General features: G+C 43.1%; 13 protein-coding genes. 12 read left to right on the top strand and 1 reads right to left on the bottom strand.

The annotated features are described in order from the left end of the window. The first annotated feature begins 7 nt into the window (after positions 1–7). Positions 8–1,129 (top strand): serine hydrolase, encoded by a 1,122-nt coding sequence (locus G608_RS19940; RefSeq protein WP_155833217.1) that lies wholly within the window; start codon positions 8–10, stop codon positions 1,127–1,129. Between the two features lie 11 nt (positions 1,130–1,140). Beyond that, positions 1,141–3,048, top strand: coding sequence for a substrate-binding and GGDEF domain-containing protein (locus G608_RS0105075; protein ID WP_026495129.1), 1,908 nt, complete (start codon positions 1,141–1,143; stop codon positions 3,046–3,048). A 64-nt stretch (positions 3,049–3,112) separates the two neighbouring features. Here the strand turns inward: G608_RS0105075 and G608_RS0105070 are convergent, their stop codons facing one another. Continuing rightward, positions 3,113–3,556: a PH domain-containing protein gene (locus tag G608_RS0105070; protein WP_026495128.1), complete on the bottom strand. Its 444-nt coding sequence runs from the start codon at positions 3,554–3,556 to the stop codon at positions 3,113–3,115. Positions 3,557–3,722: 166 nt separating this feature from the next. On the opposite strand from G608_RS0105070, the gene G608_RS0105065 reads away from it, so the two are divergent. The 10 genes from G608_RS0105065 (at position 3,723) to G608_RS0105020 (ending at position 13,669) form a co-directional block, all read left to right on the top strand. Further along, positions 3,723–5,381 carry a sensor domain-containing phosphodiesterase gene (locus G608_RS0105065; RefSeq protein WP_026495127.1) on the top strand — a complete coding sequence of 553 codons (1,659 nt, stop codon included), beginning with the start codon at positions 3,723–3,725 and terminating at the stop codon, positions 5,379–5,381. Positions 5,382–5,473: 92 nt separating this feature from the next. After that, positions 5,474–6,196 (top strand): hypothetical protein, encoded by a 723-nt coding sequence (locus G608_RS0105060; RefSeq protein WP_026495126.1) that lies wholly within the window; start codon positions 5,474–5,476, stop codon positions 6,194–6,196. A 77-nt stretch (positions 6,197–6,273) separates the two neighbouring features. Then, the gene (locus G608_RS0105055; protein ID WP_026495125.1) at positions 6,274–6,777 is read left to right on the top strand and encodes a hypothetical protein; all 504 of its coding nucleotides are present in this window, start codon (positions 6,274–6,276) and stop codon (positions 6,775–6,777) included. 121 nt (positions 6,778–6,898) lie between these two features. Further along, the gene (locus G608_RS0105050; protein ID WP_026495124.1) at positions 6,899–7,549 is read left to right on the top strand and encodes a L,D-transpeptidase; all 651 of its coding nucleotides are present in this window, start codon (positions 6,899–6,901) and stop codon (positions 7,547–7,549) included. Between the two features lie 191 nt (positions 7,550–7,740). After that, complete coding sequence (locus tag G608_RS0105045) at positions 7,741–8,310, top strand: hypothetical protein (protein WP_026495123.1); 570 nt, start codon at positions 7,741–7,743, stop codon at positions 8,308–8,310. Between the two features lie 30 nt (positions 8,311–8,340). Further along, complete coding sequence (locus G608_RS19935) at positions 8,341–10,221, top strand: sensor histidine kinase (RefSeq protein WP_051208850.1); 1,881 nt, start codon at positions 8,341–8,343, stop codon at positions 10,219–10,221. Further along, entirely contained in the window at positions 10,190–10,666 is a 477-nt protein-coding gene (locus tag G608_RS0105035) for a response regulator (protein ID WP_026495122.1), read from the top strand. The genes G608_RS19935 and G608_RS0105035 overlap by 32 nt, the downstream gene beginning before the upstream one ends. Beyond that, on the top strand, positions 10,588–11,781 hold the full coding sequence (locus G608_RS22230) for an AraC family transcriptional regulator (protein ID WP_081677303.1): 1,194 nt from the start codon (positions 10,588–10,590) through the stop codon (positions 11,779–11,781). The genes G608_RS0105035 and G608_RS22230 overlap by 79 nt, the downstream gene beginning before the upstream one ends. 186 nt (positions 11,782–11,967) lie before the next feature. Next, the gene (locus G608_RS0105025) at positions 11,968–12,417 is read left to right on the top strand and encodes a hypothetical protein (RefSeq protein ID WP_026495121.1); all 450 of its coding nucleotides are present in this window, start codon (positions 11,968–11,970) and stop codon (positions 12,415–12,417) included. 79 nt (positions 12,418–12,496) lie between these two features. Then, positions 12,497–13,669, top strand: a complete 1,173-nt coding sequence (locus G608_RS0105020) for a sugar ABC transporter substrate-binding protein (protein WP_026495120.1) — start codon at positions 12,497–12,499, stop codon at positions 13,667–13,669. Positions 13,670–13,793: the final 124 nt, after the last annotated feature.

Genomic DNA, 13,793 nt, shown 5'->3' with positions numbered 1-13,793 from the left:
TTTGGTTTTGGGTAAGAATGGATATAGAAATTTAGACAGCAGCTACTATATAAGGAGAAAGCCGCGAAAGAAAAATAAGGGGTTATTTATTCTTTTAGGAATACTTGCAGTTGCATTTGTAGTTATGATAGGTGTAGGAGCCTATTTCCTGTTTGGCAAAAATAAAGGTGAGGACGAAGCTCCGGAACTGGCTGCCATCCAGGAGGAAATTCCTGAAGAGGTACCGGTAGTTGAGGAGCCTGAAGAGGCGCCTGAACCGCAGGAGATAGAGGTTGTAGAGGAACCGGAACTGTCTCCTGAGGTTGCAAGCTTTTGCAAAGGCTATGAGGTTACCACAAGCAGTTCGGTTTCAAATATCGTAAGTGAGGATGTCATCAGCGAGAATGCCATTCTCATCGATGTGGACAAGGGAGAGGTTATTGCCCAAAAAGCAGCAGATACCACCATTTCCCCTGCTTCCATGACAAAGATACTTACGATTCTTGTGGCAGCTGAGCATGTGACTGATTTAGACGATACCTTTACTATTACAAGAGATATTACGGATTATTCTTTTTCAAATGACTGCAGTATCGTTGGCTTCGATGTGGATGAGGTTGTTACGGTAAGAGATCTTATGTACGGAACAATTCTTCCATCAGGAGCAGATGCGGGCGTGGCACTTGCAACCTATGTTGCCGGTTCACACGAAGCCTTTGTGGATATGATGAATGAAAAGCTTGCGGAGCTTGGACTTGCCGATACAGCGCATTTTACCAACTGCATAGGAATCTATGACGAAAATCATTATTGCACCCTTACGGACATGGCTATGATTCTTAAGGCTGCGGTTGAGAACGATCTTGCAAGAGAGATACTCTCTGCTCATACATATACCACCACTGCTACGGAGCAGCATCCGGAAGGAATAACCATCTCCAACTGGTTCCTTAGAAGAATTGAGGATAAGGAGACCAATGGCGAAGTGCTCTGCGCAAAGACAGGCTTTGTCAATCAGTCAGGGTGCTGTGCAGCCAGCTATTCAATCTCTAATTCAGGCGGACACTATATCTGTGTTTCTGCTAATGCATGGAGCTCCTGGAGATGCATCTACGATCAGGTGGCAATATATGAACAGTATTTATCATAGAGGTGAATGCTATGGACAATATTCTTTTAAATGGGAAAAAGAACATTGGCGTATTTTTTAACTGTTCTGAGGTAAGATTTCAGAAGAGATTTTGCCGGGCTCTTGCCAGTACGGCGAGAAAAAAGGATTATAATCTTCTCTTTTTCATTGCTTTTGAAGTCATTGATGACGAGAGTGATTTCAATAAAATGAATGAGAAGGTTATTAAATTTGCGCCCATCGAGAGTCTCGATGCGGTGATTATTGCCTATGATACCTTCGACAGACCGGAGATCAGGCAGATGCTTGAGGATGAGATACGAAGCAGAGCCACCTGCCCCGTAATCAGCTTCAGAGAAAAGTATAAGGATTTTCTAAGCATCTTAAGTAACGCAAATGATGCCATAGTCAATGTGGTAAATCATCTTGCTGATTGCCATAATTGTAAGAATATTATGTTTATGGCGGGCTATCCTGCTCATTATGACAGTAATGAGAGACTTGAAAAATACAGGATAGCCATGAAGGAAAAGGGACTTCCCATCTACGAGAATTCTGTTTTCCATGCAGACATGTGGCGATTCAAGGGTGAAGAAGCATTTCAGTACTTCTTTTCTGACCCGGAGCATATTCCCGATGCAGTAATATGTGCCAATGACTATATGGCCAGAGCTCTTTGCACAGTGGCTATAGATCATGGACTTCGTATACCTGAAGACCTGAAGGTTACAGGTGTTGACGATATTTCAGAGGCAATAGAATATCATCCCACTCTTACCACCGTAAGCGTTGACATAGAGGGAATGGCAGAGTGCACTATAGATCTTGCGGATAAGCTGATAAGGAAGGTCTATGTTAAGACACCGAATTCTGTTCCCGCAAAAATCATGTACAGAGAGAGCTGCGGATGTAACGGTGAAGAGGTTGTAGAGACCCATCAGCAGCAGCTGAATCAGTACTATGAGAGAGTAAGTCATCTTTTGGGTCAGCCTCACAATCAGACTATGCTACAGATAGATCTTGATAGCAGTAATTCGATTGAGGAGCTTTTGAATACCATTCAAAAACACATCAATCTTGTGGTGGATCATAAATCACTTTTCATCTGCCTTTCAGGACATAAGAATGCCAACAACGGGCGTATTTTCGAGGAGGACATCACTGAAGAGGTTGAACCTGTTTTTGGATATAGAGATGGAAAGAGGATAAACTTCAACACAAAGGTATTTAATAAAAATAATCTGCTGACCTTTGAAGCCTTTGATGATGACAAGCCAAGAACCCTGTATTTTTCACTTCTTCATGACAGTACAAGATGCTTTGGATTTGTTGTATCTGAATTTGAAAGTCTAAGTGATACCGTTGATCAGTATTATTTTGACTGGATACTTAAGCTGTCCCTGGCATTTAACAAGCTATATATCGCATCAGAGCTAAGATGCCTTCTTGCTCAGACGCAGCAGAAAAGTCTGACGGACTTCATGACTGATATGAGCAACAGACGAAGCTTTGATGTGTGGATGAACAAAAATATAGATGAGTGGATTAAGACCGGACAGGAGCTGGTATTTATGACCATTGATCTGGACGGATTAAAGAAGATAAATGATGCCTACGGTCATGAGACCGGAGATGAAGCCATTATCATGATTGCGGATGTCATCAAGAAATATTGCCCGGAGAATGGGCACTGTTCCAGAATGGGCGGAGATGAGTTCCTTCTTGTATATCCATCCTCCGAGATAAAGCCCAAGAAGATGGCGGCTAAACTGGAGAAGCATATCGAAGATAAAAGTAAGGACGAGTCTGTAAAGTTCGACCTGGAAGTATCAATTGGCTGGTATCAGTCAGCAATAACCAAGGAAACAGACGTGGAGCGCTGTCTGTCAGAGAGTGACTCCAGAATGTATGAAGTAAAGAAAAAGCATCACGCATCATAAAAAAGTCCCGCAGGGCCGTTGTTCCAACAATGAAAGCCTGCGGGATTTATTATCTTTTGAGATATCAGTTTATATCGTTTGCATCATCAAGAGAGCCATCCTCCATTGCATATCCGATATCCTGCATATTTACAGTACGTCTGCGAAGGCGGGCACGCTCGGATTCCTGATTGATGAAATCCTTGATTTCGCGACCATGCTTAATGTTTTTCATAACGATGGTTTTATCCGTAACGTCGGATGTAAAGCATGTTATGGTTGAAAGACCAAACAGTCTCTGTAAAAATGATCTTTTTAATTCAACATCGCTGATTCTGTACATGAAGCAGTCATCTTCTGTAATGTTGAGGAACCCTGAAACGATAGTCAGCTCGTTATTGTAGAGCTCATAGTGCTTGAAGGGCCACGGAATACCGAAAAAAAGGAGTCTACCGTACTCTTTATATTGCAGATCCCCTTTTGCGAGAATAGAAGCTTCATTCTGCGCTGTGTTAGAAATTTTAGCCATCATAACCTCCAAAATACCTTTTTGTTTTTAAAAAGTCGGCTCATCACCTGTACTGCAGGAAGTTATATGCAAAAAACAGTTGATAGAGTCTGAACTAAAAACTATAATTTTTATCAGTATAACATAATTATTTACGTTTATCATCGTTTGTGGAGGATGCGTCTTTATGGCGGAAAAACAGGGGCCCTATGATACTATAAGTAAAATCTATGACACCTTTGCTGTTACTTCAAAGAGCAGATATTCTTATGTGTATGATATCGAGAAAAACATGGCCAGATGGTCAGAAAATGCCGTGAAGTATTTTGGATTACCGGGGGAGTATGTCTACAAGGCAGATCAGGTGTGGGAAGTGCATGTGCATCCGGAGGACAGGGAGACCTACAGAGAACATCTGGCGGTGGCTTTTTCCGGAAACAGAGTAAATCCCAGCTTTGAATATCGTGCCCGTAATAAAAACGGCGAGTACGTTGCCTGCTCCTGTAAGGGTGTTGTAATAAAGGATTATTCGGGTAAGGCGGCTTACTATGCCTGCTCACTAATAAATAAAGGTATTGTGGATACCACAGATCCCATCAGCGGATTGTCCAATCACTACGAGATGCTTAACTACATGCACAGACTTGAGACGCTCCAGGAAAAATACATTCTCCTGGTTGTGAATGTGATTGATTTTGGTGACATCAACAGGCTTTACGGCTATATGTTCGGAAACAGAATGTTAAAAGCCATGGCCGAGTATCTTCAGACAGAGGTTGGTGAAAAGGGACACGTATACAGAGGTGACGGAACAATCCTCGGAGTCTGCACTACAAAGATGTCTCTTGAAGAGATAAAGCTTCTTTATCAGAGAATGCGACAGTATGTAAGACAGAGTATCAAGGTCGGAACCAGCAGTGTATCGGCTGAGCTTGGAGGCGGTGTAATAGTTGCCGATGAGCCCGGAGTAGATGTTCATGCGGTTTACACAAGCGCAAAATACGCCCTTGATTATTCAAAGAGAAGAAAGCATGGAAACCTGATTATTTTCCATAACAACGAGCTTGATAACAATAAGAGCACCATTGAGCTGGTGGCTGCTGTAAGAGAGTGCGTCCTTGACCACTGCAAGGGCTTTTATCTGAATTATCAGCCCATTATCTCCAAGAAGGAAGGCCGACTCACAGGAGCAGAGGTCCTTCTTAGATGGAGTAAGCAGCCCTACGGTGATGTTTCTCCAAGCGAATTCATACCCTGGCTTGAACAGGATGAGTCCTTCTATGCTCTTGGTACATGGGTTCTTGACAGAGCCATGAAGGATGGCCTTGAGATTTTAAAGGATCATCCGGATTTTTACCTTAGCATCAATTTGGCATATATGCAGCTCGAGAGAAGCGATTTCAGAACTACAATAGTCGAGCTGCTAAGGAGCAACAGATTCCCGGGAACAGCTCTGTGTATCGAGCTTTCCAATGTAACAAGGGATATCAACTTTGAATATTTAAAGAGTCAGGTTATTTTCCTTAAGTCCTGCGGAATCAGAATAGCCCTTGATGTAAGCGACTTTACAACCCTTGATCTTGCAACCTCGCTGCCTCTTAATATCATAAAGCTTGGTCAGGAGATCACAGAAAACATCACGAAGAATCCTCTTAGCAGACACATGGCAGAAGCTATTACAGGCTTTGCGGTAAATATGAACATGAGTGTATGTGCTACCGGAATTGGCAATGAGGACACCGCAGAGAAAATCCTCGATTACCCCGTTGATGACTACCAGGGCTACTACTATGCTATGCCTGTGCCTCTCGATGAGTTCAAGAAGCTTGAAATATATAATAAATAAACATTCTCTAAAATCGATGCAGGTGGACCTTTATAAAACAGTGGATATGATATAATTAGTGTGATTATCTGTGACGAAAGGTTGGCAATAGGATGTTTACCTATATAAAGCCGGAATTTATGATACATACCTTTACGGAGCAGCGGGACAATGTACTGAATGACCGCAGTCTTTGTGTAGCCCGCTTGGGTAATTATGCGGTTCAAATGTCCAAGATCGACGAATCTACTTTTTCTCTAAGCCTTGAAAATGCTTTTGAAGGCGCAACCTACGCAGGAAAAATAATAAATATAAATGACACAGGGGAAGAAGCTATAGCTCTTGTCGTTGAGGATCTTTTCAGAAGAATGCAGTCCATCAACGAAAAAGAGATTTTTGACATGCGCGAAAATATCTGGAAGTGGTATGCGCTCAGCTGGCTTAAGGACCAGGATATATCTCTTGAGAATTATCTGGACAGCAGAATGGGACATTCCTATGACGAGATGCCCCATTGGAAAAGCTTTGAGGAGTTCATGTCGGAAGACTATCTGAGCATAGCATCCACCATGGACATCATAAACAGATATGCACAAACCCCTGAGGAATGTGAAAAATATCGTACCTTTGCAGCTAAGGACATAGTTGAAATGCGCCAGCGCCACTCAATGGATGCCATTAAGGAAGAGTTTGCCGCAAAAGCAGATGGCTATGAGAATACTAAAACCTTTGGCTTTGGAATTGAGGTTGTTGCAGATTCAAGAAACGAAGCAAGGCAGAAGCTGGAAGAAATACTTAAAAATGCGCCTGTTGGAGAATTTACCATAAGAGGGTAAAAAAATACATCCCTTATGCCGAAAAACATTATATAAGTTTTTGGCAGTAGTACCTGCTTTATAAGGGGGATTTTTATATGAACAGATATTATATCAGCGCAAGTCAGATGATCAGATATGCTATGGCAGCATTCTTTTTTTCTATGATTATTCTATTATTCCCAATTAACGCGGAAGCTACTTCTTTGGAGCCGATTGATGGAAATGATAATTCGGTTCAGGTTACGGTAGGAACTGATGAAGATGGCAATACCACTGTGACCTATAACAATCACATTTTTACAAGAAAATATAATGGCTGGTATGTTCCGGCAGCCTATATCTATAACGGAACAGATCTTGATACCTACCTTGATGCTAAGGTTGCATTCACAAGACGCACCAGCACAAGGCATGATGGCTTTTTGTTCGTCAAAATGTCAGGAGGCTGGTATCGTCACGAGCTTCACATAAACGACGGCCGTGCCCTTGCCGATGTCTTCAACGAGGCAGCAGGCATCACCAGCACCTACAATCCCTACGGCAACCCTGTCCTCTACGATCTCCCTATCCCCAGCGGACAGCCTGAAGCTACCCCGTGAGAAATACTAGTTGACTCTAATAATTATCAAAAGATAAAACATTTGTTAAAACATCGTAAAATAGTCTTTTCATAAACGAGCTGATGATATAATTGTGGGTACACGAAGGGGGATTCTGGCTATGAGGAAACTATTCTTTGTTGTTATTCCATGTTTTGTATTAACAATTTGTTTTGGCATAATATCAGTTAAGGCTGATGGCTTTGATGCTGATTACTACGCAAGAAAATATCCCGATGTGGTTCAGGCGCTGGGTAGCGATCCCGGTGTTCTCTATAATCATTATCAGAATTTCGGAGTAAAGGAAGGCCGATTCCAGAATCAGCAGGAAGAGATAGCAAGCTGTCAGGGATTTATTTCTCAAGCTGCTCCCCAGCAACAGCCTCAGGCACAGCCACAGAGTGGTGCAACCTACATCGATGTAGATCTTGCTTCGCAGATGGTTAATTATTTCGTAAATGGACAGGTGGTTCTTTCAACACCCTGTGTTACAGGAAATACAAGTCTTGGCAGAGGGACACCTGCAGGAAATTATGCTATTACCGCAGAGGTTCCCGGTAAATATCTTACAGGTCCTACATGGAATGTATGGGTAGACAGATGGATGCCCTTTAACGGAAGCATAGGTCTTCATGATGCCACATGGCGAAGCAGCTTTGGCGGAGATATCTATCAGACAAACGGATCCCACGGATGCGTTAATCTTCCCCATGACGCAGCAGTTGCACTCTATGACATGGCAAGTGTTGGAACCGCAGTAATCGTACACTGAGTTAAAAGAAAGCTATATTCATGGCTGCCGGAAACTAAAATAAATCAGAGAGCTCCAAAGTAGTTAAGAAAAACTATTTTGGGGTTCTTTTTTCTGTTATAATTGTTACGTGATTTAGTAAATTGATAATTTTTTTTATAGTGTTTGACATTTCTTTAGATAGTTGGCCGGTATTCACGGGGGTAATTGTGATGAAACGGAATGTGAAAGGAATAGCTTTAGCTATGGGACTAATGGTATTTCTATCGTCGCTCTTTGGCTGCGGCCTGCAGAAGCCTTCTGAAGATGAAGCAAAGGTTCATGACGAAAGACTTCAGAACATAGAGCTTGAATACTATGATCACAGAGCCGGAACCAGCACCATGATCGGCGGGGGCTCTTACGACACTGTCAGGGAAATTGACGACAGGTGGGTTATTCAGAGTTTTTACTGTGAGGCTGCGGGGGAGCCTCTCACTATCACCACCTATGCAGTTCTTGCAGATAAGCTGATAGCCTTTGACGAATTTATCAGGGAAAAGGATGTTGTTTCTTTGGAACAGCGAGGCGATAGTGACAATTTTATTACTGACTATTCGCCATGGCAGTATGCCATTTGTTTTAAGAAAACATCACCCGAGGATGAGCGTCGTTCTATCTACTATCTGGATGAGTACAAGGAATATTCAGATGAAGACTATGCTCTTTTAGAGGAGCTTGATAAGAAATTCGAAGAAATGAAGGGCAGTATATTAGGGGAAGAGACAAGGGAAAATTACTAAAGGGCTTTTAGCCATCAGGGGATTATGGGTATGAAAAAAGTCAAATGGACTATGCGCCAGGCCATTCTCGGGCTGGTTATAGGGTGTACTCTTTTTGCAATCGTCACTCAGACGGTTGTGTTCGAAGTTGTCTCAAGGCAGCAGATCAGGCGGGAGAGTCTTCTCAATAATGATGAGACCCTTCAGAGAATCGAAACAGAACTCAATTCCTACATTCATGGCATTATCGTAAAAATGCAGACCATCTACAATGAAAAGGAGATGGTCTATGACATGCGCAGTCAGGGCAATAAGAGTCGCAAAAATATCCGCGATCACTATTGGGATGCCTGGCATATAGCGCAGAAGCGTTTTGAGTCATCCGATCAGCTTCTGGCAATCTATGTCTATGGCAATAACGATAATCTTATAAGCTCCTGGAGAAAACAGCCATACAATTACCCGTACGATCTGTATGATACAGAAAATTATGTTAATGTGGCTCATTTAAAAAGCTATCTTAAGTCAGATGACAACGCCGTTATGTTGACTGGATACCACAATGAAGCTGCTGATCAGGACGTACTTCGTTTTGTTTTAAAGCTCCACAACTATGATGCTGAAAGAGAAAGGTTCGGCTATTATATTTGCGACTTCAGTGCCCTGAATGTTGAAGAGATAATGAGTAAATATATCTCTTCAAGAGATGTTTATGTATGGCTTCAGCCACAGGGTGATTCTGCCATCGCTCAGGTGGGAAATACCACAAAGGAAGAGAGTAAGATTTTCTCAGAGCTATCAAAAAATATAGCTACATCCTCTGAGGAATTCCCTGAGTTTAATGATGAATACGGAGCATTTTATCTAAACAGCAGACCCGCTGAAAAGTACAATCTTCATATTGTCATGCTGACGCCGCAGTCTCTGATGATGCACACTCAGAGCGCTCTGGCAAGAACACTGGTAGTTATTGCGCTTTTCATAATTCTTGTTACGCTGCTTCTTGGAATTCTTATTTCAGGCTACATTTACAGACCGATGGCTCAGCTAAACCGCACCATCAAAAAGATCAAAAACGGCGATACGGAGCTGCGGGCAAAGACCGACGGCTGGAGCGAAGAGCTGAAGGTCCTTGGGGATGAGTTTAATGAGATGCTTGATCAGATTCAGCATATGGTAAAAGAGGAATATGAGGCTAAGGTACTGATGGAGCGCACACAGTACAAGGTACTTCAGGCGCAGGTCAATCCTCATTTTTTATATAACACTTTAGATACAATGAGCGGCATTGCGGCATCCCAGGACTGCACGCTGGTCAGCGGACTTTGCCAGTCTCTGTCGGCGATTTTCAGATACAGCCTTAATATCTCTGATACCCAGTCCACCCTTCAGCAGGAGATGGCCCATGTAAGAAACTATCTCTACGTTATGGATGTCAGGAATGGTAACGCAATCAAATATACATATCGCATTGATTCGGATACGCTGGATGATCACATACCAAGGATCACCCTGCAGCCGATTGTTGAGAATGCCCTTCAGCACGGACTTAGGAACACTAGGAGAAAAGATAAGGAGCTTATTATCTCCGCAAGCCATCAGGACGACAGGCTGGTGATAACCATAGAAGATAACGGCGCAGGTATGGACGTCGAAGCCATGAATGAGCAACTTAAAAAAGCAGATATCGGAAGAATCGAGCTTGGTAAATCCATCGGAGCCATGAATGTGAATGCCCGTGTGAAAAATGTTTATGGGGAAAGCTACGGTATTCACTATGAGAGCGGTCAGGATGATGTGGGCACCAAAGCAATCATCATTTTGCCTGTTGTTAAGGATGATGAAAAGGAGAAAAGTCAGACTGCAGATAGTAGCGCGCAGACTTTAGGGGAGGTTTACAATGGGGACAAAATACAAAGTCTTGTCGGCTGATGATGAATTATGGAGCCGCGAAAATATAAGGCGCATGCTGACCTGGGAGGATTATTCAATAGAATTTCTTGAGCCTGCCTGCGACGGTGAAGAGGTTCTTGAGAGGATTCCCGAGGAAAAACCGGACATAGTCATAACTGATATAAACATGCCCTTCATCAGCGGCCTTGAACTTCTTGATAAGATCCACAAGGATTATCCCGATATCATAACGCTGGCTGTGAGCGGATATGATGATTTTCAGAAGGTAAAGGGAGTTTTCATGGCAGGTGGTATCGACTATCTGCTTAAGCCCGTGGGAAAAGCCCAGCTTGTTGATTCACTCAGTAAGGCTCTTAAAACCTTAGAGGAGAGAGAAGCGGAAAAATGGCATCTGAAGACAGCCGCCTCAGGGAAAACTATGTATCTTCATTCCTTGAGGATGACGAGTTTTCATCTATGCTAAACGGTAAGCTTTTCAGACCGGGAAAAGAATCCCATGTGCCAAGTACCAATGTGTTTTCAGAGATATCTACTATCCTTGTTAAATTCCATAATGTTGAAGTCCTTAAGCAGAATTATGGGCGGGATGTTCTGAGGATGTCCTACGACATGAAGGCAAAGCTCAGGGAACTGATAGATGTGGAGCGGTCTATTGTCTTTAACTATACCGATAAGGTAAACGAATTTATCATAGAGCTCAATGCAACTCCTGCAAAACTGCGCCTCATTGCGGACAGGATTCATGAAGCTTTTCCCATAGAGAGCCAGGGACCTGTCACCATCGTAATTCATGAACAGGCAAGCTCTCTGGATGATATTGCAACTGTCTATAGGGAGATGATATCAGAGCTGGTGACAAGGCCCTTTTGCCATGTTCACAGTATTGTGACCTGCGCAGGAAGCGAGAGGATTAGCAGACTGAGCGATCGCTACAGCGACAGAATAGAAGCTCAGATAGCAGGATTTCTTGGAAAACATGATATAAAGCAGGCCGAAAATATCATCATGGAGACAGCGGGACTTAGAAGGTGTGACAGCGCCGGATGGAGCCTTTTTGAGGTAACCCAGTTTACAGCGGGACTTATTAATACCATCGCTGAAAATGACAGGGGAGGCAATTGCAGGTCCTACGAGGAGGTTCAGGATGCCATCAATTATGGTCTCAGAACCCTTAACAAAGAGACAATTCTTGATAACGTAAGTTTGGCTCTTCGCATTGCTGCAGGTACAGGTAATTCTGAGGGTAGCTCCATAAGCAGTCAGGTGGAGAGTGTCCATGATTATATAACAAAACATTACATGAATCACCTTTCATTGTCTGATCTCGCAGAGCAGTTCTACGTGGAGCCCAGCTATCTGTCCCGTAAATTTTCTCAGACTTACAATGAGACCATTACCGCTTTCATCACAAGATGCCGAATGAACAGAGCCAAGGAATTGATGCAGGACGAAAACAACAAGCTGGAAGTAATATCCTTTGATGTGGGCTACGACGACTACAACTACTTCAGCCGCGTCTTCAGAAGATTCGAAGGCATAAGCCCCACAGAGTACAGGAAGAAGCTTGTAGCGGAATAGAGACTTCCTGTAGCTTCGAGGTATGGGAGTTTCACTCATTTCAAAATTTTGACAGTGACTTTTTCTAAATTGTGCTAATTACAAAAAAATACAGTTGGTAGAATTAACATCGTAAACAGAACAATCTGTTAACGATGTTTTTTCTTTATTTCGGGGGAAATTTCTTTTAGCTGGGGAGGGCTATCGGTGTTTAATCATAGAAAATTCATTTTAAAGATAACGGCTGCAGCCATGACAGTAACACTTTTCATGACAGGCTGCGGCGCAGGGAAAAATCAAAAAATAGATACTGCGGACGGAGTAACCAATATTCTCGATTACGTCACAGTGGACTTTAGCGGCAAAAATGGGGAAGGCACCGCTTTCGTAAATGTGGACTATGACGGGATGGAAACCGAGATGGTTGGCGGGGAAAAGAAGATAAAGGAAATGGATGAGGTTGAGGATCTGACAGAGCTTACCAAATATATAAATGCAGTATCATCCATATCTTTTAGCATCGACAAAAACAAAGAGCTGTCTAACGGCGATCAGGTGATAGTATCAGTGTCCTACGACAACTCGGCAGCTCAGGCAGCAGGTGTTAATTTCGGGGATCAGAGCAGTAAGACCTTTGAAGTAAAGGGACTTAAATAGAAGAGGTAACTAAATCGGTTCATGGATGGCCTGGGCCGGTAAATATATTTTTCAACACTATAAGGAGGGTTATGGATTTATGAAAAAGAGTATCAAAAGGTTGGGATCACTGCTCATGGCAGGAATCATGGCAGCATCTTTGATAACAGGCTGCGGCAATGCGGCTTCATCAAGTGCAGATGGCTCATCCTCAGGCGGCGGATCTGACAAGATCAAGATTGGTGTTTCAATCTGGAGTTCAACAGACGTTCTTGGTAGCCAGTGCAAAAAGATCGTGGACAAGGCAGCTAAAGCAACAGGCGTTGAAGTTCAGTATGTTGATCAGGGACATGTATCAGAGCAGGTTACGGCATCAGTTGAGCAGCTTTGCGCAGCAGGCTGCCAGGGAATCATCATCTGTAACTCAGCAGATTCTGAAATGACATCAGCAATCAACACATGTACAGAGCACGGCGTTTATATCGCACAGTTCTTCCGTATCATTTCCAAGGATAACAGCCCTGAAGTTTACAAGACAGCTTGTGACTCCAAGTACTATATCGGCGCTGTACACGAAGATGAGGTAACAAACGGTTATACACTTGTTAATCTCCTTCTTGAGAATGGCGACAGAACAATCGGTCTTGAGGCATGGACAGTTGGTGATGCTACATTCCAGCTTAGATGGCAGGGCTATCAGCAGGCAATCGATGAGTGGAATGCAGCTCATGCAGATGATCCCGCAACAATGACTGAGCCCGTATATGCAAATACATCTTCAGAAGAAGGTGCTGCAGCAGCTATGTCACTTTACAACTCCAATCCCGGAATGGATGCCCTCATCGTAGCAGGTGGCGGTGGCGATCCTCTTGTTGGTTCAATCGGTGCCTATGCAAATGAAGGTCTTACAGGCAAAGTTGATGTTGTATCAACAGACTTCCTTGATGACCTTGCAGATCAGCTTAAGTCCGGCGGAATGTTTGCAGAGTCAGGCGGACACTTCTGTGATCCTCTCTTTGCATTCTACCTTGTACTTAACGCAGTTAAAGGCAACTATGTAAAAGAAGAAGGAACCTTCGGATATGAGATTCTCTTCCCTTATCTGTATGTATCATCTCCTGACGATTATTCCAATTATGAGAAGTATTTCGTAAACGATGATCCTTACACAGATGAAGAGCTTGCAGAGATGGCCGGCTACAGCTTTGACGACCTCAACAAGGCAGCTTCAAATCTTTCAATCGACGACGTTATCTCTCGTCACAACAACTAATGTTTAGATAAAAACACCTCTAAAAAATACAGGTGCCGGGTATTCTCCGCCATCCGGGGAATATCCGGCATCACAAAAAAGAAGTATTTGCACCTGATTGGATCAGAACTTCTTATTTTCCTTT

This window comes from Butyrivibrio sp. WCD3002 (assembly GCF_000424265.1).
Taxonomy (GTDB): domain Bacteria; phylum Bacillota; class Clostridia; order Lachnospirales; family Lachnospiraceae; genus Butyrivibrio.
Note: the sequence above shows the minus strand (reverse complement) of the source record. Positions and strands in the feature narration are given on the sequence as shown.

Excerpts from the sequence above, each read along its gene's own strand:
- G608_RS0105075 (WP_026495129.1), top strand. The coding sequence starts at position 1,141 with ATGGACAATATTCTTTTAAATGGGAAAAAGAACATTGGCGTATTTTTT.
- G608_RS0105070 (WP_026495128.1), bottom strand. The coding sequence starts at position 3,556 with ATGGCTAAAATTTCTAACACAGCGCAGAATGAAGCTTCTATTCTCGCA.
- G608_RS0105065 (WP_026495127.1), top strand. The coding sequence starts at position 3,723 with ATGGCGGAAAAACAGGGGCCCTATGATACTATAAGTAAAATCTATGAC.
- G608_RS0105060 (WP_026495126.1), top strand. The coding sequence starts at position 5,474 with ATGTTTACCTATATAAAGCCGGAATTTATGATACATACCTTTACGGAG.
- G608_RS0105055 (WP_026495125.1), top strand. The coding sequence starts at position 6,274 with ATGAACAGATATTATATCAGCGCAAGTCAGATGATCAGATATGCTATG.
- G608_RS0105050 (WP_026495124.1), top strand. The coding sequence starts at position 6,899 with ATGAGGAAACTATTCTTTGTTGTTATTCCATGTTTTGTATTAACAATT.
- G608_RS0105045 (WP_026495123.1), top strand. The coding sequence starts at position 7,741 with ATGAAACGGAATGTGAAAGGAATAGCTTTAGCTATGGGACTAATGGTA.
- G608_RS19935 (WP_051208850.1), top strand. The coding sequence starts at position 8,341 with ATGAAAAAAGTCAAATGGACTATGCGCCAGGCCATTCTCGGGCTGGTT.
- G608_RS0105035 (WP_026495122.1), top strand. The coding sequence starts at position 10,190 with ATGGGGACAAAATACAAAGTCTTGTCGGCTGATGATGAATTATGGAGC.
- G608_RS22230 (WP_081677303.1), top strand. The coding sequence starts at position 10,588 with ATGGCATCTGAAGACAGCCGCCTCAGGGAAAACTATGTATCTTCATTC.
- G608_RS0105020 (WP_026495120.1), top strand. The coding sequence starts at position 12,497 with ATGAAAAAGAGTATCAAAAGGTTGGGATCACTGCTCATGGCAGGAATC.